This is a genomic window from Kitasatospora sp. NPDC001119, from assembly GCF_053598475.1.
Genome location: NZ_JBSFKI010000009.1, coordinates 36,553 through 62,468 on the forward strand (window position 1 = coordinate 36,553; position 25,916 = coordinate 62,468).

A 25,916-nucleotide genomic window follows, 5' to 3' on the forward strand; every position below is an offset into this window, starting at 1 on the left:
CACCGCCCGGAACGTGTCACCGCCCGGAACGCCGGGGTCCTGAGCTCCGGGGCCCTGAGCGCCGCCACTCCGAACGCAGCCGTCGCCGAACGGCCGACCGGGCCCCGGACCGGCCCGCTCAGTCCCGGACCGGCCCGCTCAGTCCTGGATCCGCCGCCAGGGCCGGTCCGCCTCCAGCGCGAAGGCCAGCTCCAGCAGCAGCCGCTCCTGCCCGTGCGCCGCCGACAGGTGCACCCCGACCGGCAGCCCGCCGGGCGCGGAGCCCGCCGGCAGGGCGATGCCCGGGCCGCCGGCCACGTTGTTGACCGGGGTGAAGGCCACGTAGCGCGTCAGCCGGTCCATCAGCTCGTCGAAGTCCACGTTCGGGCTCAGGTGCCCGATCGGCGGGGTGGTGTGGGCGAGCACCGGGGAGAGGATCACGTCGTGGGTGCGGAAGATCCTCGCGTACACGCCCTCGGCCCGGCGCAGCCGCCGCAGCACGCCGGGGGTCCGCGGGAACTCGGCCTGGAACCGGCGGCGCAGCCCGGTGGTCAGGCCGTCCAGCCTCCCGGCCCGGAAGCCCGGGTCGATCAGCAGCCGGCCGGTGGCCGCGACGGCCCAGGCGATGTAGCCCCAGTAGCTGACGAAGTCGCGGGAGAACTCCTCGCCGAAGGGCAGTGCGGCGGGCTCGACCAGGTGGCCCATCGCCTCCAGCCGGGCGGCGGTCTCCTCGACCACCCGCCGGGTCGGCCCGTCGGTCCTGGCGGTCGGCGAGTCCACCACCAGGCCGATCCGCAGCCGCCGCTCGCCGGGCCCTTCGACCAGGCCGAGCGGGGGCAGCGCGGGGTTGCTCCGGTGCCGCTCGGCGGCGGCGAGGAAGGCGGCGGTGTCGCGCACCGAGCGGGTCAGCACGCCGTCGGTGACCAGGTCGATCGGCAGTTTGCCGCTCTGGGCGTTGGTGACCAGCCGGCCCCGGGTGGGCTTGAGGCCGACCAGCCCGCAGCAGGCCGCCGGGATGCGGATCGAGCCGCCGCCGTCGTTGGCGTGGGCGATCGGCACCACGCCGGAGGCCACCAGGGCGGCCGCGCCGCCCGAGGAGGCGCCGGCCGAGTGCGAGGGCTTCCACGGGTTGCGCACCGGCTGGGCGGTGGCGAACTCGGTGGAGGCGTTGAGGCCGAACTCGGGCAGCCGGGTCTTGCCGAGGACGGCCAGGCCGGTGGCGAGGAACTGGTCGGTGAAGCGCGCGTTGCGGCGGGCCGGGCGGGCGGGGAAGGCCTCGCTGCCCATCCCGGTCGGCAGGCCGCGCAGGTCCACGTTGTCCTTGAGGTAGGTCGGCACGCCCCAGAGCGGACCGCCGATGCCCTCCCGGCTGATCCGCGGCCTGTCGTACGAAGCGTGGGCGACGGGCAGCAGCGCGCCGTCCACCCGGGCGGCCCGGTCGACGGCCGCGCCGACCAGCTCCCGGGGGTTGACCGTACCGGCCCGGACCAGCGCGGCGAGCGCCACCGCGTCGTGGGCGCCCAGGGCGTCGTCGGCGAACGCGTGGACCCGCTCGTCGGTCATCCGAACCCCCCACTCCCCGCCGGACGTTCCGCCGTCCGACCATCGCACCGGCTGCTCGTACCTGCCCGGTTCTACTGACCGGTAATCTCACTGGGCTCCGAGTGTAGGCCCACCCGGCGACGCCCTGCGGCCCGGGGCGCCCGCTCACGGGCGGACGAACCGTCAAGACAGCGAGGGCGCACGATCGTTCGCCCCGCGCCCCCGCGTTCACCCCGTCCGCCGGTCCACGATCGTTTCGCCGCACACCGCCGGGAAAGATCACGTTCGCGATTCGTCCCGGTCCTCCCGCCCCAACCAAGGTGACGCCCGTGCCGACCCCGTTCTTCCCGACCACCCGGTTCACCGCGGCCACCGCCCCCGGCGGCCTCCCGCTGCTCGGCCACGCCCCCGCCCTCCTCCACCACCCCCACGAGTTCGTCGCCGGCCTGCCCGCCCACGGCGACCTCGTCCGGCTGCGGCTCGGCCCGCTCCGCGCGTACGTGGTCTGCCACCCCGAGCTGGTCCGCCGGATGCTCACCGACGACCACACCTTCGACAAGGGCGGGCCCCTCCTCGACAAGGCCCGGGAGGTCTTCGGCAACGGCCTCGCCACCTGCCCCGCAGCCGCCCACCGGCGCCAACGGCGCATGCTCCAGCCCGCGTTCCACCGCGACCGGCTGCCCGGCTACGCCGCGCTGATGATCGAGGAGATCGCCGGCGCCACCGCCCGCTGGCACGACGGCGACGTGATCGACGTCCCCGCCGCGATGTACCGCCTCTCCACCGCCGTCACCGCCCGCTGCCTGTTCGCCGCGCACGAGCGGGCCGGCTCGCTGCCGGTGCACCGGAGCATGGACATCGTGACCCGCGGCGTCGGCCGGCGGCTGATGCTGCCGCTGCCCGGCGCCGACCGCCTCCCCACCCCCGGCAACCGCCGCTTCCGCCGCGCCCAGCAGGACCTGCGGGAGATCACCCGGCGGCTGATCGCCGAACACCGCGCCACCGGCACCGACCGGCAGGACCTGCTCTCCACGCTGCTCGCCGCCACGGACGAGGACGGCCGGGGCCTGTCCGACACCGAGGTCCACGAGCAGGTGGTCACCTTCCTGCTGGCCGGCATGGAGACCACCGCCGCCACCCTCTCCTGGGCCTGGACACTGCTCGCCGCCAACCCGGCCGTCCGGACCCGCCTGCACGCCGAGCTCGACACCGTCCTGGACGGCCGGCCCGCCCGCCACGAGGACCTGCCCTCCCTGCCGCTCACCGCCCGGATCGTCAGCGAGACCCTGCGGCTCTACCCGCCGCCGTGGATCCTCAGCCGCACCGCCACCACCGACACCGAGCTCGGCGGCCACCGCGTCCCGGCCGGCGCCACCCTGCTGTACAGCCCGTACCTGCTGCACCGCCGGCCCGACCTGTTCCCCCGCCCCGACCGCTTCGACCCCGACCGCTGGCTCACCACCGCCCGCCCCGCCCCCGGCACCTACGCGCCCTTCGGCCTCGGCGCCCGCCGCTGCATCGGCGACGCCTTCGGCACCACCGAGGCCGTCCTCGCCATCGCCACCATCGCCGCCCGCTGGACCATCGCCCCCACCCCCGGCCGGCCCGTCCGCCCCGTCCGCGGCTCCTCCCTCGTGCCCCGGCCCTTCACCGCGACGCTGACCCGCCGGGTCCGCTGACCGGATCCCCACCGGGCTTCGGTACTGTCCCGGCAGGGCCGGCCGCACGGGCGCCGGCCGCGGACCACACCGCTCGACCGGGACACCACCAGACCATGAACGCACCCACCCCATCGGGGCTCCTGACCGGGCTGCTCCGCGCCGTCCGGACGTACCCGCGCCGCTCGCCGCTGACCTTCGGCTACGTCCTCCTGCTCCTGCTCGGGAACGTCTGGGTCGGGAACCTGCTCGCCGAGGACCGGGCGGACGCGCTCCGCGACCACATCAGCACCAACCTCGACAACCTCCACGACCACCCGGTCACCGCCCTGTTCGGCAGCGCGCTGCTGTTCGACGGCACCCTCACCGAGGTCCTCTCCACCGGCTTCGGCGGCACCCTGATCACCCTCGGCCTCGGCATCGGCTGCTGCCTCGCCTGGACCGAGCGCCGCTTCGGCAGCCCGCGCGCCGCCGCCGTCCTCCTCGGCGGGCACATCGGCGCCACCCTGCTCACCGCCGCGGTGATCGTGTTCGCCCTGCGGCACGGCTGGTACCCGGAGAGCGTGCGCCAGGCCTCGGACTACGGCATCAGCTACGGCGCCCAGACCGTCCTCGCCCTCGCCGTCCTCGCCCTGCCCCGCTGGGCCCGGCTGCCCTGGGCCGCCTTCGTCCTCGCCTGGCCGCTCTCCGGCGACGGCGAATGGCCCGGCCCCCTCCCGCCCTTCACCACCGTCGGCCACCTGCTCTCGGCCGCCCTCGGCTTCGCCCTGGCCGCCGCCGTGGCCCTCACCGCCGCCCGCCGCCGGCGCGCCGAAACCCTTGCCCCGGCGGCGGCCGACCGGTGATCATGCCCGGATGACCAGGAGTGCGAAGACCCCCTTCCACAGCCCCCGCTCCTTCCAGCTCTGGCACTACGGCATCGGCCACAAGGAACTGGTGCTGCGCAGCCAGGCGGGCAGGCAGGAGCCCGAGACCCTCGACATCGTCTTCGAGACCGTGCGGGCGATGAAGCTCCACACCCACTACCCCACGCTGACGATCCGTTCCGCCACCCCCGAGGAGCGCAGGAGCATCCGGGAGTTCTCCGACGGCGGCCCGGGCGAGCTCTCCGGCGTGGGGCACTACTACCTGGTCCTGGAGTCGGAGCGGGACCCGGCCTTCGTGGTGTGCCGCCGGGTCGAGGCCTACGCCCGGCCCGGTGCGGAGGCCGACTACCGCATCACGGCGTCGACCGGGCGCCTGGTCTGGGCCGGCAGCCGGGCCTGAACCCGCGCCCGGGCCCGGCTCTGAGCCTGGACCCGTGCCCGAGCGCGAGCCCGCGTCAGCCCGGCGGGCGCCGGTCGGCGGCGATCGCGGTGAGCAGCCGCTCGATCTCCGCCAGCCGGCGCCGCAGGTCCTCGACGTCGGCGCGGGTGGCGCTCTGCTCGCCGTGCTTGAGGGCCACCAGCAGCTGCCCGTCCGGCTCCAGCCGGGCGCGGGCGACGTCGCCGACCTTGTCGCCGTTCTGGATCCGGATGGCGTGCTCCAGCTCGGACGGGCGCAGCGCCAGGCTGTGCAGCGCGCCCTCGACCAGCTTGCCGTCCTTCACCACGGTGGTGGGCCTGCCCTCCAGGAGCCGGGCGGCCTTCGGGTCGCGGGCGAGCCAGCGGGTGACGCCGGCGTTCACCGCGACCAGCGTGACCGCCCCGATCGCGCCGCCGAGCAGGCTGTTGTCGTTGCCGATGATGGCGTTCTGCACCACGTTGGAGAGCAGGAAGACGACCACCATGTCGAAGGTGTTCAGCCCCGCCAGCCCGCGTTTCCCGGCCAGCCGGAACAGCACCAGGATCAGCACGTAGACGGCGACCGTACGGAGGACCTTCTCCACGATCGGAATCTGGACGGCCATCAGGTCGTGCCACACTGCCCCGCTCCTCCCGCCTCGACTGCAAGCGAACGGGGCAGACGCTACGCCACGGTCACCGCTTGGGCCTGCCGCGCCGGGCCGCCGCGCCCCGCCCGCCGGCCTTGGCGCCCCCGGCCTTCGGCGCCCCCGCGCGCTGTCCACCGGACTTCTGCCCGCCCGCCTTCTGGCCACCCGCCTTCTGCGCGCCGCCCTTCTGCCCGCCGGACTTCTGCGGCTGCGGCTTGCCCCGGCCGGCCGCCGCCTTCTTCGGCTGCGCCTCGGGCGCCGCCTGCCCGGCCCCGCGCCCGCGCGAGCTGTTGACCGTACGGCCGCGGACGATCCCGATGAACTCCTCCACCAGGTCCGTCGTCCGCTCCTGCGGCCAGGCCAGCGCCACCTGGGACTGCGGCGCCTCCACCACCGGCCGGTAGGTGAGGTCCCGGCGGTGGTGCAGCCGGGCCAGCGACTGCGGCACCAGGAGCACGCCGACGTTCGCCGCGACCAGCTCGATCGCGTCCTCCGTGCTGTCCGGACGCGCGATGGCGGGCCGCCCGGGCAGGGTGTCGGCGGTGAAGCCGAGGGTGTCGTCGAGCGGGTGGAAGACCACCTCCTCGGCCAGGTCGTCCAGCGCGACCTCCTCGGCGGCGGCGAGCCAGTGGTCCTTGGGGAAGACCACGACGGTGGTCTCGCTGTAGAGCGGGATCGCGCTCAGCACGTCCTTGTCGACCGGCAGCCGGACCAGCCCGGCGTCCGCGCCGCCCTCGCGCAGCGTGCGCTCGCCGTCGCCGAACGGGACCGCGAGGAGGTCCAGCGGCACGTCCGGGAGCCGCTCGCTCCAGACCCGGACCCATTTGCCGGGGGTCACGCCCGGGACGTACACGAGCCGGAAGGACGGGTTCACCTGCATGTCTGTCACAAGGCAAGGCTACCGACCGTGACCGGGAGCGCCCGCGCACTCCCTTACCCTTGTCACCATGACATCGCTCAAGCAGAAGACCAGCCAGACCATGAAGCCGGCCACCGCGGCCAAGAAGCTGGGGATCTACCTCGACGCGGCGCCGACCGGCTTCCAGGAGGGCGTGGTCTCCCGCGAGGAGCTCAGCGCGCTGCAGGCCGAGCCGCCGCAGTGGCTCCAGGACCTGCGCAAGAACGGCCCGCACCCGCGCCCGGTGGTCGCCGCCAAGCTCGGCATCTCCATCTCCGGCCTGGCCCGCGGCGGCGTGACCGAGGCGCTCACCACCGAGCAGATCGAGGCGGTCAAGGCCGAGAACCCGCTCTGGCTCCAGCACGAGCGCGCCAACCAGGTGGACGTCCGCAAGGAGACCGCCCGGATCAAGGAGAAGCACGAGAAGGAGGCCGCCGCCCAGGCCGCCAAGGAGGGCAAGGCCGCCAAGGCCAGCTGACCCGTCCTCCCCCGCCCGGCACGGCGGCGCTCCGGCGCCGGTTGCCGGGCCCCCGCGCGACGACGGTGCCGGCGTCCGTTCCGACGGACGCCGGCACCGTCGTGTGCGCGGGTCCGTACGCGGGTCCGCGGGTGGGTCCGTACGCGGCTTCGCAGGTGGGTCCGTACGCGGCTTCGCAGGTGGGTCCGTGCGTGGCGGGCGCCGGCGGGAGGGGACGGAACCCCCGTCCCACCAGCGCGTATTGACCGGGCCGCCGGTCGCTCCGAATAATCGGCGGGACCGGGCACGGCGGTACGCCGCGCCGCGGTACACCGCATCGGGGGAGCGACCGTGATCGAACAGCCTCAGCACACCGGACTCGCCGCACTCGCGGAGGAGTTCTTCGACGCCGAGAACACCCACAACCCGTTCGACGCGACCCTCAGCGGGGTCGAGGGCTACGCCCACCTGGTGCCCGACCCGTCCCGCGCGGCCGCGCACCGCCACCGCGAGGCCCTGCTGGGCTTCACCGCCCGGCTGGCCGCGATCCCGCTGGACTCGCTGGCCGGCGAGGACCGGATCACCCACCGGGTGCTCGCCCGGCTGCTCGCCAACGGCATCGGCCAGATCACCCACGGGCTGGCCGAGTTCAGCGTCTCGGCGACCATCGTCGCCCCGCAGAACGAGGCCTTCACCGCGCTCGCCATGACCTCGATCGACCAGGAGGGCGCCGACGCCTACCTGGAACGCCTCGCCGCGCTGCCCGACTACTTCGACGCCGTCCTGCGCCGCACCCTGGACGCCGCCGCCGAGGGCCGCCACCCGCTGCGCAGCGGGGTCGACGCCGCCGTCGCCCAGCTGGAGACCCACCTGGCGACCGCCCCGGCCGAGGACAAGCTGCTGCGGCCGCTGGCCGGCCGCCCGGAGTCCGAGCGCGCCCTGGCGATCGTGCGCGACGCCGTCCGCCCCGCGGTGGCCCGCTTCCTGGCCGGGCTGGCCCAGCGGCTGGCCCCGGGTGCCCGGCCGGACGACAAGGCCGGGGTCTGCCACGTGCCGGGCGGCGCCGAGGGCTACGCGGACGCCGTCGCCCGCTTCACCCGGCCCGGGCTCACCCCGGAGGAGGTGCACCGGATCGGTCTGGAGGCCGTCGCGGCGCTGCGCGAGGAGTTCGCCGAGCTGGGCGGCAAGGTGCTGGGCATCACCGACCCGGCCGCCGTGCTGACCGCGCTGCGCGAGGACCGCTCGCTGCGCTTCGGCAGCGCGGCCGAGATCGTCGCCCTGGCGGACGGGGCGCTGGACCGGGCCCGCCGCGCCGCCCCGGACTGGTTCCGCCCGTACCCGATCGCCGACTGCGTGACCAGGGAGATCGACCCGATCGAGGCGGAGACCGCGCCGCTGGCCTACTACCAGCCGCCGGGCCCGGGCGGACTGCCCGGCACCCACTGGATCAACACGCTGCGCCCGGAGACCCGGTTCAGCTACGAGTACGAGGCGATCGCCTTCCACGAGAGCGTTCCCGGCCACCACCTCCAGCTCGCCGTCGCGCAGACCCTGCACCACCTGCCGCGGTTCCGGCGGAACCCGAGCGGCCAGCTGACCGCCCACGTCGAGGGCTGGGGCCTGTACACCGAGCGGCTCGCGGACGAGATGGGGCTGTACGGCTCGGAGCTGTCCCGGTTCGGGATGCTCTCGCTGGACGCGATGCGGGCGGTCCGGCTGGTGGTGGACACCGGGATGCACCACTACGGCTGGTCCCGGGAGCGGGCGAAGGCCTACATGCGGGCCAACACCGCGACCCCCGAGGCCAACGTCCGCAACGAGATCGACCGCTACATCGCCTGGCCGGGCCAGGCCACCGCCTACCTGATCGGCCGCCGGGAGATCGTGCGGCACCGCGAGCGGGCCGAGGCGGCGCTCGGCGCCCGGTTCGACGTCCGGGAGTTCCACCACCGGCTGATCGGGCACGGCAGCCTGCCGCTGGGGGTGCTGGAGGAGCTGGTGACGGACTGGATCGCGGAGCAGTAGGCCGCAGGCCCTCCGGCCGGGCTCAACGGCCCAGCACCGCACCGCCGTTGAGCCCGATCACCTGACCGGTCAGGTACCCGGCGGCCGGCGAGGCCAGGTAGGCGACCGCCTCGGCCACGTCGGCCGGGGTGCCCGCCCGGCCGACCAGGGTGTCGGCCACCTTCCGCGCGTGGAACTCCTCGCTCCAGCCCGCCCCGAAGATCTCGGTGGACTCGACGTACCCGGGCGCGAGCACGTTCACCGTGATCCCGTCCGGCCCCAACTGCCGCGCCAGGCCGAAGGCCCAGCCGTGCAGCGCGGCCTTGGCCGCGGCGTACGAGCCCGCCGAGTGCGGGCCCGCGCCGCCGCGCTGGGCCGCGGCCGAACTGATCACCACCAGCCGGCCGCCGGGCCGCCGCAGCGCGTCCTGGAGCGCGGTGGTCAGCAGCACGGCGGTGAGCAGATTGCCGTCCAGGTCCCGCCGCCAGGCGGCGGCCAGCGCGGCCAGACCGTCATCGGCGGGCGGGGTGACGATCGCGCCCGCGTTGTTCACCAGCACGTCCACCGGCCCGAGCCCGGCGATCCGGGCCGCCGCCGCCTCGACCGCCGCCGGGTCGGTCAGATCGGCCGCCACCGGCACGACGCGCCCCGGCCCGGCGGTCCGCTCGATCTCCTCCCGGGCCTGCTCCAGCACCGCCGCCCGGCGGCCGACGACCACCACCCGGTGCCCGTCCCCGACCAGCCGCGCCGCGATCGCCCGGCCGATCCCGGTCCCGCCCCCGGACACCACCGCGAGCCGCTCCACCGTCGTCACTCCGCCCCCCTCGGGCTTCGGCCCGTACGCGCCGGGCGCTGCTCGGCAGGCTCCCCGGTCACCTGCCGGCACCGGGGGCCTGGTCGTCCACGTCCTGATCAGACCGCCGAGGGCCTTCGCCCCCTCGGCCCCCTCGGCCCCGGCGGACCGCTCCGGAGCCCGGCGCCGGCGGCGCGCTCGTCCGGACCGGTCAGACCACCGGCGGGACGACCGGCAGGTTGCGCTTGTGCTCGGTGCGGCGGTAGTGGCCGAGGACGGTGCGGAAGACCTCCTCGCTGACCGGCATGCCCTCCAGGAAGTCGTCCAGGGCGTCGTAGCTGACACCGAGGGCGTCCTCGTCGGGGCGGCCGGGGGCGAGGTCCTCCAGGTCTGCGGTCGGGACCTTCTTGACCAGCTCGGCGGGCGCGCCCAGCGCCTCGGCGACCGCCCGCACCTGGCGCTTGGTGAGGCCGGACAGCGGCATCACGTCGGCCGCGCCGTCCCCGAACTTGGTGAAGAAGCCGACCGCGGCCTCGGCCGCGTGGTCGGTGCCGACGACCAGCCCGCCCTTGGCGCCCGCCGCCGCGTACTGGACCACCATCCGCTGGCGGGCCTTGACGTTGCCGCCGACGAAGTCCTCGTGGCCGTGGTCGCCGTAGGTCAGGCCGGCCGCCTTCAGGGCGGCGAGCGCGCCGTCGGCGGCGGGCTTGACGTCGACGGTCAGCACCTCGTCGGCGCGGATGAAGCCGAGCGCGAGCTGGGCGTCCGCCTCGTCCGCCTGGACGCCGTACGGCAGCCGCATGGCGGTGAAGGTCACCTGGTGCCCCTCGGCCCGCAGCCGCTCGACGGCGAGCTGGCACAGGCGCCCGGCGGTGGTGGAGTCGACGCCGCCGCTGATGCCGAGCACCAGGCTGCGCGCGCCGGTGGCCCGCACCTGGCCGACCAGGAACTCCACCCGCCGCTCGGCCTCCTTCGCGGGGTCCGGCACGGGGACGACCCCGAGGGCACGGGCGATCTCCCGCTGGACGTCGGCGGGCAGGGGCTCGGTCATTCCGACTCCTCGGGACGGTGGGTACGTGACGCGATCACGAGGATACGACCACCCACGACGCGGCCGTCACGGGCGGGGGGCCTCCCCCGGTTCCGCCTGCGCGTCCGTGTCCCCCGGTTCCGCCTGCGCGTCCGTGTCCGCCGGTGCCGCCTGCGCACCCGCCTCCGCCGCTCCTTCGGGCCCGTCCGGCTTCCGCAGCGAGACCGGCCGCTCCGGCCCCGGCGCCGGGTGCGACAGGATGTCGAGCACCACCCGGCCGTCCACCGTCTCCTGGGCGACCAGCAGCGCCGCCAGCTCGTCCAGGTGGTGCCGGTGGTCGGTGAGCAGGGCGACGGCCCGCCGCTCGGCGCCGCGCAGCAGGCGGGCCACCGCCTCGTCCACGGCGCGCTGGGTCTGCTCGGAGTACGGGCGGCGCAGCAGGTCCTCGGGGTTGTCGCCGAGGTAGTGCGGGGTGCCGCTGGAGTAGCCGACCGGGCCGAGTTCCGAGGAGAGGCCGAACTCGCGGACCATCCGGGTGGCGACCGAGGTGGCGTTGGCGAGGTCGTTCGCGGCGCCGGTGGAGCCCTCGCCGAAGACCACCAGCTCCGCCGCCCGGCCGCCGAGCTGGACGGTGATCAGGTCGACCAGGTAGGCCTCGCTGTACAAGTGCCGTTCGGCCTCGGGCAGCTGCTCGGTGGCGCCCAGGGCGACGCCGGCCGGGAGGATCGTCACCTTGGCGACCGGGTCGGCGTGCTCGCACAGCGCGGCGACCAGCGCGTGTCCGGACTCGTGCACCGCGACGGCGTGCCGCTCGTCGGGCAGCAGCGCGTTGGAGGACTCCCGGCGGCCGAGCAGCACCCGGTCGCGGGCGGTGTCGAGGTCGTCGGCGGTGAGGGTGGCCCGGTCGGCGCGCACGGCGTTGATGGCGGCCTCGTTGACCAGGTTGGCGAGGTCAGCGCCGGAGAAGCCGGGGGTGCCGCGGGCGAGCCGCCCGAGGTCGACGTCCGGGGCCAGGGTCTTGCCGCGGGCGTGCACGGCGAGGATGGCGGCCCGCTCGGCCTGGTTGGGCAGCGGGACGGTGACCTGCCGGTCGAAGCGGCCGGGGCGCAGCAGGGCCGGGTCGAGGGCGTCCGGGCGGTTGGTGGCGGCGATGACGACGATGCCGGTGCTCTGGTCGAAGCCGTCCATCTCGGCGAGCAGCTGGTTCAGGGTCTGCTCGCGCTCGTCGTTGCCGCCGAGCCGGGTGCCGCCCGCCCGGCGGCCGCCGACGGCGTCGATCTCGTCGATGAAGATGATCGACGGCGCGCGCTTGCGGGCCTCGTCGAAGAGGTCGCGGACCCGGGAGGCGCCGACACCGACGAACATCTCCACGAAGCCGGAGCCGGTCACCGAGAGGAAGGGCACCGAGGCCTCGCCGGCGACCGCCCGGGCGAGCAGGGTCTTGCCGGTGCCGGGCGGCCCGACCATGATCACCCCGCGCGGCCCCTTGGCCCCGGCGGCGGCGTACCGCTCCGGGCTGCGCAGGAAGTCGACCACCTCGCTGACCTCCTGCTTCACCCCCTCGTACCCCGCCACGTCGGCGAACCCGGTGTCCGGCCGCTCCGCCTCGATGATCTTGGCCCGGGACCGTCCGATGGCGCTCAGACCGCCGCCCAGCGAACGGGCGGCCATCCGGCCGGACCAGAGGAAGAGCCCGCCGAAGATCAGCAGCGGCAGGAACAGCAGCAGGGAGGACCAGATCGAGCCGCCGCCGCTGCTCCGGCTGCCGGTGACGGTCACGTGGTGGTCGGAGAGCGCGCTGCTGAGCTGGGAGGTGTCCAGGGCGGTCGGGATCTGGCTGCTGAAGCGGGTGCCGTCCTTGAGCGTGCCGCTCACCGCGCCGGTGTCGCTGACGTCCACGGTCTGCACCTGGCCGGCGTCGACCCGGTTCACGAAGTCGGTGTAGCCGTAGCGGGTGCCGGGCTTGCCGGGGTTGGAGAAGAGCACCAGCAGGAGCAGCGTCACCAGTACGGCGACGGGCAGCAGCCAGCGGCGCCACGAGGGCGGCGGGGGCTTGGCCGGGCCGCCGGGGCCGGGGCCCTGGCCCGGGCCCCGTGGTTGGCCCCAGCCCTGCCTCGGGCCGGGGTCGGGGCCGGAGCCCGGCGGGGTCGTGGGGTGACGGGCGACGCGCAGCCGGATTCGTGCGATCATCCACGCTCACCGCCTCTCGGGGGGCCGGACAGCCTCCGTCCCTCCATGGTCGGACTCTCCGCGCCCGGACGGGAGCCTGAAGGGGGTGGCAGCGGTCCACTCGGGGGAGAACGACCCGCTCGGCGCCACGGCCCGCGGCGCCGGATCGGATACGGGCGTCGGGCACGGCGTCGGACACGGGAGGCGGACGCGGGCAGGCCGAAGGCCGGTCCGGTACGTGGGGTCGCGCCGTCGCGAACGGTTTGCGGAAGCCTGCCGGGCGCTTCCAGCGCACCCGGCGGAGCCTTTGCCCGGCCGCTCCGGCCGAGGCGGCCGCATCCTCGACGGCCGTTCGGCCCGCGTCCTCGGCCGTCCCCCGTCGGCTGCCCCTCCGACCGCTCTTCCGGGCGCGCTCAAGGGTCCTCGGGCCGTACGGAGTTGGCGATCGAGCCGCCCGCCAGGACGATTCGCGACCTAGAGTAGCCGCATGGTCAACGAGGAACTGCCAGCGCCGCACAAGACGCCCGAGGCCGCCGTGGAACCCCGGGCCGGGGACAGCGACCGGGAAGCGGTGGCCGAGCAGTTGCGGGTCGCCGCCGGCGACGGCCGCATCGACCTCGGGGAACTGGAGGAGCGGCTCGACCGCACCTACGCCGCGCGGACGTACGGCGAACTCGACATCCTGGTGGCCGACCTCGGCGGCCGGCTGGAGGCCCGGGAGGCGTCCGCGGCGGAGGAGGTCCTCACGCTCCGGCCCCGGATGAACAACATGGTGCAGAGCGGCCGCTGGTCCGTGCCCCGTCGGATCGTCGCGGAGACCAAGATCTCGCTGCTCACGGTCGACTTCACCGAGGCCGTGTGCCCCCACCGGGAGATCACGGTCGAGGCATCGACCGGCATGGGCCACATCCGGCTGATCGTCCCGCGGGGCTGGGGCGTACGGATCGACCCGTCGAGCACCAACACCGGAAACATCGTCAACAAGGCGGCCGAGCAGGCGGAGCCGGGCGCCCCGGTGCTGACCGTGGTCGGCCACCCCCGGTCGGGGCCGATCAGGATCAAGCAGCGCCGCCGGGGCTGACAGGCCGCAGGCCGGGCCCGCGGCAGTCCTCCGTGCGGGCACGCCCGATGCGGGCTCGGCGAGGGCTCAGTGCGGGCTCGGCGCGGCCTCCGCCGGGGCGGGTCAGGAGAAGTCGAGCGCGTCCGTCCGAGTCCGCTTGAGCTCGAAGAACTTCGGGTACCCGGCCAGCAGCCGCACACCGTCGAAGACCCGTACGGCGTCCTCGCCGCGCGGGATGGCGCTCAGCACCGGGCCGAAGAAGGCGACGCCGTCCACGTGGATGGTCGGCGTCCCGACCTCCTCGCCGACCGGGTCCATGCCCTCGTGGTGGCTCTTGCGCAGGGCCTCGTCGTACTCCGTGCTGTTCGCCGCCTCGGCCAGCTCCTCCGGCAGGCCCGCCGCCGCCAGCGCCTCCCGGATGACGGCGTCGTCGGCGGCCCGGTCCTGGTCATGCAGCCGGGTGCCGAGCTCGGTGTACAGCTCGCGCAGCACCTGCGGGCCGTGCTGCTCGGCGGCGGCGATGCAGACCCGCACGGGGCCCCAGCCGGTGGTCATCAGGCGCTGGTAGCGCTCGGGCAGGTCGGTGCGGCCCTCGTTGAGGACGGACAGGCTCATCACCCGGAAGTTCAGGTCGAGTTCGCGCTGCTTCTCGACCTCCAGGATCCACCGGGAGGTTATCCAGGCGAAGGGGCAGACGGGGTCGAAGTAGAAGTCGACCTTGACGGTGTCGTTCCTGACGGTGTCGTCGCCGACCCGGTGGCCGTTGCCGGGGTGCCGGTCGGGAAGCTGGGCGGTGAGCTGGTCGAGGTGGTGCTGGGCGGGCGCGGTGTTCGTCACGTCGTTGGTCACGCTGAGAAGACTAGTGACAGAGTGGCCCACTCTCCAGGGCCAATCGATGGCCATTCCAGTGGGCCACTTTCACTCCCGGCCGTCCGTCCCCGCACGCCCTACGCGCCCGGCACGGCCCGCACACCCTGCATGCCCCGCACGCCCCGCCGACCGCTCAGCCGCAGGTCGTCCCGTCCGCCGGCACCGTCCCGTCCAGCAGGTAGGCGTCCACGGTCTGCTTCAGGCACGGGTTGCCGGTGTTGTAGCCGCCGTGCCCCTCGCCCTGCAGCGTGACGGTGACGCCGACGCCCGCGCCGAGCTGCTGCGCCATCGTACGGGCGCCCTCCACCGGGGTGGCCGGATCGCCGGTGGTGCCGACCACCAGGATCGGGGCGGCCCCCGGCGCGGACACCTCCGGATGGGCGGCCTTGCCGGGGACGGGCCAACCGGTGCAGGCGGTCAGTCCCCAGGCGGTGTAGGACCCGAACACCGGGGAGGCGGCCTGGAACTGCGGCAGCTGCTGCTGCACGTCCTGGTCCGAGTAGCGCTGCCGGGCGTCCACGCAACTGATCGCCCGGTTCGCGGCGTTCAGGTTGCTGTAGTGCCCCTGCGCGTCGCGCCCGTTCAGCGCGTCGGAGAGCTGGAGCAGCGTGTCGCCGGTCCCCTGGTCCATCGCCTGGGTGAGCCCGGCGGCCAGCACGGGCCAGGTCTCCTGACTGTACAGGGCGCCCGCGATGCCGGTGATCGCCAGGCTCTCGGTGAGCTGCCGCCCTTGGGTGGTCGGCAGCGGCGACTGCGCCAGCTTCTGCACCAGGGCGGTGACCTTCGCGGTGCCCTCGTCGCCGCCCGCGCCGGTCGGGCAGGCGGCCCCGACCTGGGCGGCGCAGGCCTTCATGAAGTCGTCGAGGGCGAGTTGGAAGCCCTGGGCCTGGCCGAGCGCGGCCTGCTGCGGGTCCTTGGTGGGGTCGACCACCGAGTCCAGCACCATCCGGCCGACCTGCTGCGGGAACAAGTGCGCGTAGACGCCGCCGAGCTGGGTGCCGTAGCTGATGCCGAAGTAGGAGAGCTTCGGGTCGCCCAGCACCTGCCGCATCAGGTCCATGTCGCGCGCGGCGCTCTCGGTGTCCACGTACGGCAGCACCGCGCCGGAGTTGTGCTCGCAGGCGGCGACGAAGCGGGCGTTGCCGTCGTCCAGGGCCTTCACCGCGTCGGGGGTGTCGGGGGTGCTGTCGGCGGCGGTGGCGGCGTCCATCGCCCGGTCGTCCAGGCACGTCACCCCGTCGCTGGCGCCGACCCCGCGCGGGTCGAAACTCACCAGGTCGTAGCGGGAGTTGAGGGAGGAGTAGGTCGCGGCCAGGGCCGGCAGGGTGGCCACGCCGGAGGCACCGGGGCCGCCGAAGTTGAACAGCAGCGAGCCGATCCGGTGCTGCTCGTCCTTGGCCCGGCTGCGGATCAGCGCGAGACCGATCGTCGTGCCGTCCGGTTTGCCGTGGTCCAGCGGGGTCTTGAGGGTGGCGCACTGCCAGTCGGCGGCGGGCGCGGTGCCGTCGCCCTGGGCGCCGGTGGGGGCGGGGCAGGCGTGCCAGTCCAGCTGTTGGGCGGCCAGTCCGGTGGCGGCCGCGGTGGCGGTGCCGGTCGCTGCCGCCGTCCCGGTGGTCGGGGAGGTCGGGGAGGTCGGCGCGGGCTCGGCGGCGGAGGAGCCGTCGCCCTGGCAGCCGATGGCCGCGGTGAGCAGCAGGACGGTCAGGCCGAGCGCTCCGGCGCCGCGGACGACGGTGTGCATGGGGCGGGTCCACCTCTCGGTCGGCCGGGCACCCCGGCGCGCGGTCTCGGGCCTGCCGGACACCCCGGCGCACGGCGGGAGGGCTCACGGCGGGACGGCCTACGCCTGGCGGGCCTGCGTGCGCGCGGCACTCGGTTCGCCGACGCACCACAGACCCTAGGGGCCGGGGGCCGCCGATGCCCTGCGGAGACCCCCGGACGGGGGGCGTGCGCCGAACCGACTGCCACCGGCCGAACGGGTGCCGGGCCGGTGGGCCGACGGGCTCCGGCTGACGGGCCGACGGGCTCGGACTGACGGGCTCGGCCCGGCTGCGGGGCCTCTCCGCGGCGGCGGGGCACGTCGCTCTCCGCCCCCGGGCCCTGTCGCCGCCCTGTCTCGACCCTGCCGATCGGCAGGGTCGAGACAGGAACGGCGCAGCAGGAACCTCCCGATCGGCACATGTGCGACGGACCGGCGGCACGCAAGGATGACGGCCATCGGAGCCCCGCCGATGGGGCCCGGGAAGGAGCCTCCCGTGACCGCCCTGACTCTGTCGTCCCTGTCCCCGCTGTTCCCGTTCCCGCTGCTCCCGTTCCTGCCCTTCCTCTTCCGCTTCCTCTTCCTCTTCCTCTTCCTCTTCCTCTTCCTGCTGTTTCGCCGGCGCACCGCCTCAGTACAACGCCATGCCCGGGGTTCCCCGCACCGCGTACGCCGGCAGGCGCAGCCCACCGAAGGCGTCCCGGGGCAGGCTCAGTCCGAAGCGCCGCTCGACGGCGCCGAGGGTGCGGCGGCGGGCGGCCCCGTCGGGCTCCCGCCCGGGGTCGCAGGAGGTCACGCCGTCGGCCTCCAGGACTCCGGCGGCGACGAGGTCCGGCACCAGCAGGTCCGGCTCCTGGCCCCAGCGCCAGCGCTCCTCGCCGAGGCCGAAGCCGCACAGCACGGCACCGTCCCGGGCGTAGTCCAGCAGGGCCGGCCGCCGCTCCGGCATCGGGCGGAAGTGCACCACCTCGGCTCCGTCGCGCGCTATCTCGGTGAGCAGCTCACCGCCGGTGGAGTCGCCGTACTCGATCGCGAACGACCAGCCGGCGCACGCGCCGACCCGGATCACGCCGTCGCCGTCGTCGCCGGGGCGGTAGACGTCGATGTCCAGGTCCCGGATCTCGGTGTCACTGATCGGCTCGGTCGCGGTGGCCGGGTCGGCACCCATCCGGTGGGCGAGCTCCGCGGGCGTGATCCCCCGGGCGAAGACGACGCCGCCGACCTCACCGTCCGTGCCGGGCCCACCCATTGACGACCGGCTGGTGCCCGGTCGGCCGGTGCTCGGCCGACCGATCTCCAGGAGCCACTGGATACCGTCGCCGTCCTGCCCCACTCCCCCGTGCGTGCCGTCGGTCATGCCGCCCTCCCCTCGCGCGCGGCCTGCGGTGACCGGGCGCGCCCGTGGGCACCCTAACCGACCCGGCCGACACCCGGCCGCCGGTCGCCGGATCGCCGCCCGAACCAGCCGCGCCCGGATCGCCAACCACCCCTGATCGATCGGAAGGAGACCGATCCGAAGCCGAACTCACCTGGCACCCTTCGCCGTTCACCCGGAAGAGGCGGCACACGCCCCGCCCCCGCCACTCACCGGGACGCGGCCGGTACCTTCTTGCCCACCGCCTCGAACAGCAGCTTCGCGGCCACCGTCGCCCCGTCGGTGCGGATACCGCCGGCCACGGCCTCCGCCCGCACCCGGGTCTCGGGCGCCAGAGCCGTGGCGAGCGCGGCGGAGAGCGAGTCGACGGTCGGCGTGCGGTCGAGATGGGCCGCGCCGATGCCCAACTCGGCCACCCGGCCGGCCCAGTACGGCTGGTCGGCGATCCGGGGCACGACCACCTGGGGCACGCCCGCCATGGCCGCGGTCGTCGTGGTGCCCGCACCACCGTGGTGGACGACGGCGGCCACCCGGCGGAACAGGGCCTGCTGGTTCACCTCACCGACGACGTGGCAGTCCTCGTGCTCGTCGACCGCGGCGAGCCCGGCCCAGCCGTGGGCCAGGAGCACCCGGCGTCCGTGCGCGCGGCCCGCTTCGACGGCCACCCTCGCGATGTCCTCCGGGGCGTGCGCGGCCATGCTGCCGAAGCCGACGTACACGGGCGGTTCACCGGCGGCCAGGAACGCCTCCAGGTCGGCCGGGAGCGGCCGGTCGTCGGGCAGGATCCACGCGCCGGTCTGCACCACGTCGAGTTCCGTCCTGCCCTCCGACGGACACAGCGTCGGGTCCGCCGCCAGCCACGGCCGTCCGGTGAGGACGTGGTCGCGGACGTTCTCCACCGGCGGCAGGCCGATCGCCGCCCGGTGGCTGTTGAGCGCCTCCCCGTACAGCGCGTTCACCCGCTGGGCGTCCTGCTCCCAGAGCTTCCGGTAGTCGGTCTCGTCGTCCGGGGACGGCGTGCCCGGCCGCCGGCCGGGCCGGGAGTGCCGCGAGGGCAGTCCGAGGATGTGGAAGCAGGCCAACACGTAGGGCAGGCCGAGCTTCTCGGCGACGTCCCGCGCACCGGCCGGCATCAGGCCGGTCGCCAGCACCACGTCACAGCCCTCGGCCGCGGCGGTCAGCGTCTCGAACCGCACGGCGACCAGCTCACGGGCGAGCCGGAACGCGTCCTCCGCCGTCGGCGGCTTCGGGCCGGCCACCACCGACCGCACCGACGGACCGAGCGGCACCAGCGGCACCCCCGCCCGCCCCAGCACCGCCGCGAACTCCTCGTCCGGCGGCGCGCACACCCGCACCTCCGCACCGAACCCCCGCAGCGCCACCGCCAGCCCCGCCAGCGGCTCGACATCCCCGCGTGACCCCCAGGTCGTCATCAACACACGCATTTCACGACTCCCGTTTCCGCAGGTCATGGCCTTACGGCCGGGATTCTGCGCCATGCCGGGGGCCTTGCCGCAAGCCCGGGGGCACGGTATAGCTTGAAAGTGGCAAGGGGATTCACTCTCCTCGCCTTTTTCTTTGGCCGCCCGGTCCCACCCACTCCCCCGAACCGGCCACACCGGAGCAATCCCCACCCGAACCCCGCCGCCTACCACGCGCCGCTCACTCCGAACCACCACCACCGAGCAGCCCGCTGCGAGCCACCGCCCCCTACCGCGTGGCCGCATACCCCCCGTGGTGTCAACTCCGGAACCCACCGCAGTCACCGTCACGAAGCGCCCACTCCGGGCCCCCGCCATCGGCCGCTTCCCCAGACCTCACACGCCCGGGCCGTCCGCACAGGGGCCACCTGCCCGGTCAGCCCATCCCAACACGCCTGTTCCAGACGGCCCCACACTCGACCCGCCCACCCAGGACCCCGCCCCCAAGACCCCGGAACTCACCCCAGCCACACACACCCAGCTCTTCCCCACTGGCGTGCCGAGGTGCCCACAGCAGACCTCCGCCCGGGGCAGCCCGCCCCAACACGCCTGTCCTGGACGAGCCTGCGTTCCTGGCGGCTCCTCAGCCGGGCCGCCCAGCCCCGGGCCCCGTCCCGGAGACGCCGGACCCCCGGCCGGTCGGTCGTCGCGCAAAACGGCGGCCCCGCGTACGACCCGCCGCCGCCACCGTGCCCACCGGCAGCACCAGGTCCACCCCGCCCGGCCCAGCCACAGAACCACCCACGCCCCAGCGCAGACCTCACTCGCCGCCAGCGACGAACCGACTGTCCGACCCACGACCAACCGCTCGGCCCCAGGGCCAGCCACCACGGTCAGGTCACCCACCAACCCGGCCAGCCTGGCCACCGAGCCGGCGGAAACACCACCCAACCCGCCCCGCGGCAGCGCAGCCGGGCCACGACCAGCAGCCCCGACCGGCGTCACACCCACCAACGGCGCATCAGCACGGCGTGCTGAACCACCACCGCCGTCACCATGCCCACCCGCAGCGCGAGGTCCACCCTGGCCGGTCGGCCAACCGACGCGGAAACAGCGGCCCGGCGTACAGATCCGCCATCACCACGCCTACTGGAAGCGCGAGGTCTCCCCCGCCCGGCCCAGCCGCAGAACCGCCCACGCCCCAGCGCGAACCTCACTCGCCGCCCGCGACAGGCACCGAATCGGCTGCCCGCCCCACGACCAACCGCCCGGCCCACAGCTGGCCGCCACGGGCAGGTCACCCACTAACCCGGCCAGCCCGGGCGCCCGGCCGCCCGGGCGGTGGAAGCACGCCCACCCGCCCTGCGGCGCGCACGCGGCCGGACCGGCGTCACCCCCGCCGGCGAGGCATCAGCACGGCGTACAGGACCGCCGCCACCACCATGCCGACCGGCAGCGCGACGTCCGCCCCGGCCAGGGCGGCCAGTGGGCCGGTGTAGAGGGTGTCCACGCCGAGGGCTGCGGCTGTGACGCCGCCCGTGAGGGCGATGGCGCCGGCGGGGTTGACGCCGGCGCGGTACCAGAAGGGGCTGCCGGGGCGTTCGTCGCCGAGGGCGCGGCCGTCGTAGCGGTTGCGGCGGAGCAGGATGTCGGTGGCGTAGACGGCGGTGCTGGGGCCGAGGAGGACGACGGTCAGCTGGAGCACGTTGCTGACGGTGTCGAGGAAGTTGGAGACCAGGAGGGCGTACAGCGTGAGCGAGACGGCGACCGCGCCGTCGAGCAGCACGCTGCGGGTGCGGCGGATGCGGATGCCGACGGCCTGGAGCGCGAGGCCCGCGCTGTAGGCGGTGAGGGCGTTGACCGCGATGGTGCCGACCACCAGGGAGAGCAGGAAGACCGGGTTGAACCAGCCGGGCAGGATCTGCCGGAGGGCGGCCTGCGGGTCGGTCATGTCGACGGCGGTGGCGCCGAGCACGCCGAGGCCGCCGACCACCACGCTGGGCAGGAAGCCGCCGAGGGCGGTCCAGCCGAGGACGGCGCGGGGGGCGGTGGTCGCGGGCAGGTAGCGGGAGAAGTCCGCGCTGGTGGTGTAGGAGAGCGGGCCGGAGGCGATCAGGGTGGCGCCGGCCAGGACGGCCGCCCAGAGTCGGCCGCCGGTGAGGGGTTCGGGCTGGGTCCAGCCGGGGTCGGCGTGGGTGACGATCGCGTAGCCGACCACGGCGAAGGCGGCGGTGAGGGCGAGGGTGATCGGCAGGTAGAGCCGGACGATCAGGGCGTGCCCGTAGACGCTGATGGTGAGGGTGAGTACGACGATCACGATCACGATGGCGATCTTGATCGGGGTGGTCGGCGTGATCCCCGCCTCCTCGGCGAGCGAGAAGGCGGCGACGGCGGCCGCGGCGAGGTTCAGCGCGAAGTAGCAGACGGAGATCATCCAGCCGGTGACCGCGTTGTTCACCCGGTTGCCCCGGATGCCGTACATGGCGCGGGTGATCACCTCGCTGGGCGCGCCGGCGGCCGGTCCGGAGACCGCGAGCAGGCCGGTGCCCAGCCAGAACAGATTGCCGAGGACGACCACGGCGAAGGCCTGCCAGAGGCCGAGGCCGCTCAGGACCAGGGCGCCGCCGACCACCAGGTTGAGGTAGTTGACGCTGGCGGCCGCCCAGACGGGGAAGAGTTCGCGGGCGCGACCGCGCCGCTCGGTCTCGGGGATGTGGTCGATGCCGTGGACCTCGACCCGGCCGCCCGGTTCCCGCTGGGGCGGGGCGGCGGGGTGCGCCGGGTGGTCCGGGTGGTCCGGCGAGGTGTGGGGGTGGTCCGGGAGCGTGGACGTCATGCGGGGGCCTTCCGTGGGGGTGTCGTGCCCACCTGCTTGCTTATTGGTCGCACACTCAATAGCATCCGCCCCATGACGTCAAGCGTTCAGCGCAAAAGGGTTCGCAAGTCCCCCGAGGACCGCCGGGCGGAGATCGTCGGCGCCGCGGCCGAGGTCGCCCTCACCGAGGGCCTGGAGTGCATCACCCTGCGCCGGATCGCCGACCAACTGGACGTCCGCCCCGGCCTGATCAGCCACTACTTCCCCGCCGTGGAGGACCTCGTCGCCGAGGCCTTCGGCAGCGCCGCCACCGCCGAACTGGAGGCGCTGCTGCCCGCCGACCCGCGGGACGGGTCCCCGCTGCGGCACCTGGCCCGCTTCTTCGCCCGCACCACCGGCCCGTCCTACGACGACGTGAGCCGGCTCTGGCTCAACGCCCGCCACCTCAGCCGCTACCGCCCCGTCCTGCGCGACCGCGTGCTCGACCAGGAGGCGGACTGGCGCGGCCGGCTCGGCGACGTCATCACCGCCGGGGTCGAGCAGGGCGAATTCCGCACCGCGGACCCGGTGTTGACGGCCGTCCACATCCTCGTCGTGATCGACGGCCTGGCCGTCCACGCCAACACCGGCCTGCGCAAGGACCCGTACGCCGCCACCCGGCTCGCCGCCGCCACCGCCGAACGCGAACTGGGCCTGGCTGACGGCACGCTGACCTCCCCGGGCCTCGCCGACCCCACGGACCCGACGGACCCGGCGGACGCGCCCGAGACCCCCGCCCCCGAGCAGCCCTGACCACCGCCCCAGCCCCCGACCCCCTCAGCTCCCTCAATCCCCTCAAGCCCCGCAGACACCACGCCCCCACCCCGAAGCACCACTGGAGTCGAAGTGCGCACCTCCCTGGTCCTCCTCTCCGCCCGTCTGCTCGACCCCGCCTCCGGCGGCTTCCTCCCGCAGACCGCCCTCGCCGTCGTGGACGGCCGGATCGCCGCCCTCGGCGACGACCGCACCGTCCGCGAACTCGCCGACCCCGCGACCACGGTGATCGGCCTCAAGGGCGCCGTGGTCACCCCCGGCCTGGTGGACGGCCACCTGCACCCGGTCACCGGCGCCGAGCTCACCCAGGGCCTGGACCTCTCCGGCTGCACCGACCTGGCCGGCGTCCGCGCCGCCCTCGCCGCCGAGGCCGGACGCCTCGCCCCCGGCGCCTGGCTGCACGCCTGGGGCCTGGACCCGAACGTCTTCGGCGACCGCCCGGTGGAGTCCGCCGCCCTCGCGCCCGTCCTGGACGGCGTTCCGGCGCTGCTCCAGCTCTTCGACGCCCACTCCATGCTCGCCAGCCCGCGCGCCCTGGAGCTGGCCGGCGTGGACGGCCCGCGCCGCTTCGACCAGGCCGCCGAGGTGGTCTGCGACGCCGAGGGCCGCCCCACCGGCCTGCTGCTGGAGGACGCCGCCTGCGAGCTGGTCGAGCGCGCCGCCCCGCAGCCCACCCGCGCCGAGCGCCGCGACCGCCTGGCCGCCGCGCTGCGCGCCATGGCCGCCGCCGGCCTCACCGGCGGCCACGCGATGGACGCCAACGGCGACAGCCTCGACCTCTACACCGAGCTAGACGAGGCCGGCGAGTTGCCGCTGCGGCTGCGCGTGGCCCCCTGGTGCCAGCCCGGTGTGGACGCGGACGGCCTGCGGGCGCTGATCGGGCAGCAGGGCCGGGGCGGTCGGCTCTGGCGGGTGGACGGCGTGAAGCTGTTCATGGACGGCACGATCGACAACGGCACGGCCTGGCTGGAGCGCCCGGACTGCCACGGCGAGTCCACCCACGCCTTCTGGCCGGACCCGGCGCACTACACCCGCGTCGTCCGGGAGCTGCACCAGGCCGGGGTGCCGACCGCCACCCACGCGATCGGCGACGCCGCCGTACGGCACGCCCTGGACTCGATCGGGGCGGCGGCGGACGGGGGGACGACGCACGGGGCGTCCCCCGTCCGCCACCGGATCGAGCACATCGAGACCGTTCCGGACGCGGTGGTCCGGCGCTTCGCCGAGCTGGGCGTGGTCGCCTCCATGCAGCCCACCCACTGCTGCGACTTCACCCGGGCCGACCACACCGACAACTGGTCCCGCCGCCTCGGCGAGGAGCGGGCCGACCGCGCGTGGCGCTGCCGGGACCTCTGGGACGCGGGCGCCACGGTCGTCCTCGGTTCGGACTGGCCGATCGCCCCCTACCCGCCGCTGGGCGTCATGGCGGGCGCCCGCCACCGCCGCCCCACCCGCGACCTGAGCCAGGCCCCGCACAACCCCGGCCAGGCGCTCACCGCCCTGGAGGCCCTGCTGGCGATGACCGCCAACGCCGCCCACGCGGCCGGCGAGGAGCAGCTGGCGGGCCGGATCACCGTCGGCCACCGCGCGGACCTCACCGTGTTCGCCGCCGACCCGCTCACCACCCCGGCCACCGAACTGGCGGACCTCCCCGTCCTGTTGACCGTCCTGGACGGCCGACCGACCCACCGCTCCGCCACGCTCTGAACCCTCACCCGGTACCGGCCCCGGCACACCCCCGCGCACGGGTGTGCCGGGGCCGCCCGGGGGTTATCCCCCTGGTCGATCCGGCGGCACTCCTCAGCGCGCCGAAGCCTCCCGGTGATCGACTATTCATTGACCGGCACGTTCGCCGGCGAACCACTCGAACCACCGTGGCCGTTCCGACGGGTTGACGGTTCGACGAATTTGAGGAGCCCCCGAAGTGACCGTACGCAGCGAGATGCACGGCAAGCCCATCGGTCGACGCGCCCTGCTGGCCGCCACGGCGGCCGTCGCGACCACCGCCCTGCTCGCCCCGGCGGCACACGCGGACCAGCCCGGCACCGACAAGGTGACGAACAGTCAGATATCCACCGTGGTCCGCGAACTGAACGACCTCGCCCACCCGTTGCGGTCCACCGAGCCCGGGGGCCGGACCACCGACCTGCGTCCGCTGGGCGCGATGATCGGCGACGCCAAGGTGGTGGGGCTCGGCGAGGCCACGCACGGCGCCCACGAGTTCTTCACCATGAAGCAGCGGGTCCTGCGCTACCTGGTCGAGGAGAAGGGCTTCACCGCCTTCGCCCTGGAGACGAGTTGGTCCTCCGGTCTGCGGATCGACGACTACGTGCAGGGCCGCACCGGCGGCGACGCCCGGCAGCTGGTCAAGGAGACGATGGGCAAGTCCCCTTGGGAGCGCCAGGAGTTCGCCGACCTGATCGACTGGATGCGCGACCACAACCGCGAACACCCGCAGCACCCGGTCCACTTCGTCGGCGACGACCTGGACTTCCCCGCCATCGGCGACCAGCTCTTCGACCGGGTGACCTCCTACGTCCGCGAGGCCGCCCCCGCGTCACTGCCGCGCCTGGAGCAGCTGTACGCCGGGCTGCGCCCGTTCGACGACGCCATCGGCTACATCACCACACGCCCGCTCGCCGAGCGGCGGCAGAACGCCGCCGTGGCGCAGCAGACCCTGGAGCTGGTCACCGCGGCCAGGGGCGAGGGCGGCGAGGCGTACGACTGGGCGGTGCAGAACGCCCGGAGCATCGCCCAGACCTTCACCTTCACCGCCATGAACCTCGAGGACAACACCGACGTGGCCGCGATGCAGAACCTCCGCGACCGCGCCATGACCGACAACACCCTCTGGTGGCAGCGCCGCACCGGCGGGAAGGTGCTGCTGTCCGCGCACAACGGCCACGTCGGGTACCAGAGCAGCGACCCCGAGCTCTACCCCAAGACCCAGGGCTCGTACCTGCGCGACGCCCTCGGCGCGGACTACCTCGCCGTCGGCTTCACCTTCGACCGCGGCTCCTTCCTCACCAAGGACGACCCGTTCGCCGCCGCCTGGAAGCCGGTCACCGTTCCGCCGGCCACCGCGGACATGAACGAGTACCCCCTCGACCGGGTCCGCTACCGCGACTACTACGTCGACCTGCGCTCCGCCCCGCCGGCCACCCGGTCCTGGCTGAACACCGCCCGCCCGACCTACGACGCCGGGACGGAGTTCCGCAGCGACCCGCTGCCGCGCCTCGCGATCGGCACCGCCTACGACGCGCTGGTCCACCTCCACGAGACCAGCGCGGCCCGCACCCTCTGAGCATCGTCGCCTGCGCGCCTCTCCGTCGGCACGGGCCGCACAACGCGCGGCCGCACG

The 25,916-nt window shown here is 74.8% G+C and carries 20 protein-coding genes; 9 read left to right on the forward strand and 11 right to left on the reverse strand.

The features are described 5' to 3' along the window. Positions 1-138 precede the first annotated feature (138 nt). On the reverse strand, positions 139-1,542 hold the full coding sequence (locus ACWDD9_RS13355; RefSeq protein ID WP_049657344.1) for an amidase: 1,404 nt from the start codon (positions 1,540-1,542) through the stop codon (positions 139-141). A 308-nt stretch (positions 1,543-1,850) separates the two neighbouring features. Between ACWDD9_RS13355 and ACWDD9_RS13360 the strand changes: the two genes are divergently transcribed. The 3 genes from ACWDD9_RS13360 to ACWDD9_RS13370 all read left to right on the forward strand — a co-directional run bounded on the left by ACWDD9_RS13360 (position 1,851) and on the right by ACWDD9_RS13370 (position 4,445). Continuing rightward, positions 1,851-3,200 carry a cytochrome P450 gene (locus tag ACWDD9_RS13360; protein ID WP_449811668.1) on the forward strand — a complete coding sequence of 450 codons (1,350 nt, stop codon included), beginning with the start codon at positions 1,851-1,853 and terminating at the stop codon, positions 3,198-3,200. 95 nt (positions 3,201-3,295) lie between these two features. Then, on the forward strand, positions 3,296-4,024 hold the full coding sequence (locus ACWDD9_RS13365; RefSeq protein WP_449811669.1) for a rhomboid-like protein: 729 nt from the start codon (positions 3,296-3,298) through the stop codon (positions 4,022-4,024). Positions 4,025-4,034: 10 nt separating this feature from the next. After that, the gene (locus ACWDD9_RS13370) at positions 4,035-4,445 is read left to right on the forward strand and encodes a hypothetical protein (RefSeq protein ID WP_416874473.1); all 411 of its coding nucleotides are present in this window, start codon (positions 4,035-4,037) and stop codon (positions 4,443-4,445) included. Positions 4,446-4,500: 55 nt separating this feature from the next. On the opposite strand, the gene ACWDD9_RS13375 is transcribed toward ACWDD9_RS13370, so the two are convergent. Together ACWDD9_RS13375 and ACWDD9_RS13380 are read right to left on the reverse strand one after the other, a co-directional pair. Beyond that, on the reverse strand, positions 4,501-5,082 hold the full coding sequence (locus tag ACWDD9_RS13375; RefSeq protein ID WP_049657336.1) for a DUF421 domain-containing protein: 582 nt from the start codon (positions 5,080-5,082) through the stop codon (positions 4,501-4,503). Positions 5,083-5,137: 55 nt separating this feature from the next. After that, positions 5,138-5,971 carry a LysR family substrate-binding domain-containing protein gene (locus ACWDD9_RS13380; RefSeq protein WP_181970875.1) on the reverse strand — a complete coding sequence of 278 codons (834 nt, stop codon included), beginning with the start codon at positions 5,969-5,971 and terminating at the stop codon, positions 5,138-5,140. A 67-nt stretch (positions 5,972-6,038) separates the two neighbouring features. On the opposite strand from ACWDD9_RS13380, the gene ACWDD9_RS13385 reads away from it, so the two are divergent. Both ACWDD9_RS13385 and ACWDD9_RS13390 read left to right on the forward strand, forming a co-directional pair. After that, entirely contained in the window at positions 6,039-6,467 is a 429-nt protein-coding gene (locus ACWDD9_RS13385; RefSeq protein WP_049657333.1) for a DUF5997 family protein, read from the forward strand. Between the two features lie 330 nt (positions 6,468-6,797). After that, a complete protein-coding gene (locus ACWDD9_RS13390) occupies positions 6,798-8,471 on the forward strand; it encodes a DUF885 domain-containing protein (RefSeq protein ID WP_416874474.1) in 1,674 nt (557 codons plus the stop codon). 22 nt (positions 8,472-8,493) lie between these two features. On the opposite strand, the gene ACWDD9_RS13395 is transcribed toward ACWDD9_RS13390, so the two are convergent. From ACWDD9_RS13395 to ftsH, 3 genes are all read right to left on the reverse strand, one after another. Continuing rightward, on the reverse strand, positions 8,494-9,264 hold the full coding sequence (locus ACWDD9_RS13395; protein ID WP_380780416.1) for an SDR family NAD(P)-dependent oxidoreductase: 771 nt from the start codon (positions 9,262-9,264) through the stop codon (positions 8,494-8,496). 190 nt (positions 9,265-9,454) lie between these two features. Continuing rightward, positions 9,455-10,294 carry an ammonia-dependent NAD(+) synthetase gene (gene nadE, locus ACWDD9_RS13400; protein ID WP_449811670.1) on the reverse strand — a complete coding sequence of 280 codons (840 nt, stop codon included), beginning with the start codon at positions 10,292-10,294 and terminating at the stop codon, positions 9,455-9,457. A gap of 66 nt (positions 10,295-10,360) precedes the next feature. Then, the gene (gene ftsH, locus ACWDD9_RS13405; RefSeq protein ID WP_449811671.1) at positions 10,361-12,463 is read right to left on the reverse strand and encodes an ATP-dependent zinc metalloprotease FtsH; all 2,103 of its coding nucleotides are present in this window, start codon (positions 12,461-12,463) and stop codon (positions 10,361-10,363) included. A gap of 466 nt (positions 12,464-12,929) precedes the next feature. On the opposite strand from ftsH, the gene ACWDD9_RS13410 reads away from it, so the two are divergent. Further along, a complete protein-coding gene (locus ACWDD9_RS13410; protein ID WP_449811672.1) occupies positions 12,930-13,523 on the forward strand; it encodes a DUF1707 SHOCT-like domain-containing protein in 594 nt (197 codons plus the stop codon). A gap of 102 nt (positions 13,524-13,625) precedes the next feature. Here ACWDD9_RS13410 and ACWDD9_RS13415 read toward each other — a convergent pair whose 3' ends face one another. The 5 genes from ACWDD9_RS13415 to ACWDD9_RS13435 all read right to left on the reverse strand — a co-directional run bounded on the left by ACWDD9_RS13415 (position 13,626) and on the right by ACWDD9_RS13435 (position 21,763). Beyond that, positions 13,626-14,351, reverse strand: coding sequence for a mycothiol-dependent nitroreductase Rv2466c family protein (locus ACWDD9_RS13415; RefSeq protein ID WP_449811673.1), 726 nt, complete (start codon positions 14,349-14,351; stop codon positions 13,626-13,628). Between the two features lie 154 nt (positions 14,352-14,505). Beyond that, a complete protein-coding gene (locus ACWDD9_RS13420; protein ID WP_449811674.1) occupies positions 14,506-16,113 on the reverse strand; it encodes an alpha/beta hydrolase in 1,608 nt (535 codons plus the stop codon). A gap of 649 nt (positions 16,114-16,762) precedes the next feature. Then, the gene (locus ACWDD9_RS13425; RefSeq protein WP_375875288.1) at positions 16,763-17,488 is read right to left on the reverse strand and encodes a DUF6461 domain-containing protein; all 726 of its coding nucleotides are present in this window, start codon (positions 17,486-17,488) and stop codon (positions 16,763-16,765) included. 227 nt (positions 17,489-17,715) lie between these two features. Beyond that, a complete protein-coding gene (locus ACWDD9_RS13430; RefSeq protein ID WP_380738507.1) occupies positions 17,716-18,951 on the reverse strand; it encodes a glycosyltransferase in 1,236 nt (411 codons plus the stop codon). 1,366 nt (positions 18,952-20,317) lie between these two features. Next, positions 20,318-21,763: a purine-cytosine permease family protein gene (locus ACWDD9_RS13435; RefSeq protein WP_449811675.1), complete on the reverse strand. Its 1,446-nt coding sequence runs from the start codon at positions 21,761-21,763 to the stop codon at positions 20,318-20,320. 72 nt (positions 21,764-21,835) lie between these two features. On the opposite strand from ACWDD9_RS13435, the gene ACWDD9_RS13440 reads away from it, so the two are divergent. The 3 genes from ACWDD9_RS13440 (at position 21,836) to ACWDD9_RS13450 (ending at position 25,859) form a co-directional block, all read left to right on the forward strand. Beyond that, positions 21,836-22,534: a TetR/AcrR family transcriptional regulator gene (locus tag ACWDD9_RS13440; RefSeq protein ID WP_449811676.1), complete on the forward strand. Its 699-nt coding sequence runs from the start codon at positions 21,836-21,838 to the stop codon at positions 22,532-22,534. Between the two features lie 93 nt (positions 22,535-22,627). After that, complete coding sequence (locus tag ACWDD9_RS13445; RefSeq protein ID WP_449811677.1) at positions 22,628-24,262, forward strand: amidohydrolase; 1,635 nt, start codon at positions 22,628-22,630, stop codon at positions 24,260-24,262. 217 nt (positions 24,263-24,479) lie between these two features. Next, positions 24,480-25,859 carry an erythromycin esterase family protein gene (locus tag ACWDD9_RS13450; protein WP_449811678.1) on the forward strand — a complete coding sequence of 460 codons (1,380 nt, stop codon included), beginning with the start codon at positions 24,480-24,482 and terminating at the stop codon, positions 25,857-25,859. The last annotated feature ends 57 nt before the right edge of the window (positions 25,860-25,916 follow it).

Excerpts from the sequence above, each read along its gene's own strand:
- ACWDD9_RS13435 (WP_449811675.1), bottom strand. The coding sequence starts at position 21,763 with ATGACGTCCACGCTCCCGGACCACCCCCACACCTCGCCGGACCACCCG.
- ACWDD9_RS13385 (WP_049657333.1), top strand. The coding sequence starts at position 6,039 with ATGACATCGCTCAAGCAGAAGACCAGCCAGACCATGAAGCCGGCCACC.
- ACWDD9_RS13410 (WP_449811672.1), top strand. The coding sequence starts at position 12,930 with ATGGTCAACGAGGAACTGCCAGCGCCGCACAAGACGCCCGAGGCCGCC.
- ACWDD9_RS13355 (WP_049657344.1), bottom strand. The coding sequence starts at position 1,542 with ATGACCGACGAGCGGGTCCACGCGTTCGCCGACGACGCCCTGGGCGCC.
- ftsH (WP_449811671.1), bottom strand. The coding sequence starts at position 12,463 with ATGATCGCACGAATCCGGCTGCGCGTCGCCCGTCACCCCACGACCCCG.
- ACWDD9_RS13370 (WP_416874473.1), top strand. The coding sequence starts at position 4,035 with ATGACCAGGAGTGCGAAGACCCCCTTCCACAGCCCCCGCTCCTTCCAG.
- ACWDD9_RS13380 (WP_181970875.1), bottom strand. The coding sequence starts at position 5,971 with ATGCAGGTGAACCCGTCCTTCCGGCTCGTGTACGTCCCGGGCGTGACC.
- ACWDD9_RS13420 (WP_449811674.1), bottom strand. The coding sequence starts at position 16,113 with ATGCACACCGTCGTCCGCGGCGCCGGAGCGCTCGGCCTGACCGTCCTG.
- ACWDD9_RS13440 (WP_449811676.1), top strand. The coding sequence starts at position 21,836 with ATGACGTCAAGCGTTCAGCGCAAAAGGGTTCGCAAGTCCCCCGAGGAC.
- ACWDD9_RS13365 (WP_449811669.1), top strand. The coding sequence starts at position 3,296 with ATGAACGCACCCACCCCATCGGGGCTCCTGACCGGGCTGCTCCGCGCC.
- ACWDD9_RS13425 (WP_375875288.1), bottom strand. The coding sequence starts at position 17,488 with ATGACCGACGGCACGCACGGGGGAGTGGGGCAGGACGGCGACGGTATC.
- ACWDD9_RS13430 (WP_380738507.1), bottom strand. The coding sequence starts at position 18,951 with ATGCGTGTGTTGATGACGACCTGGGGGTCACGCGGGGATGTCGAGCCG.
- nadE (WP_449811670.1), bottom strand. The coding sequence starts at position 10,294 with ATGACCGAGCCCCTGCCCGCCGACGTCCAGCGGGAGATCGCCCGTGCC.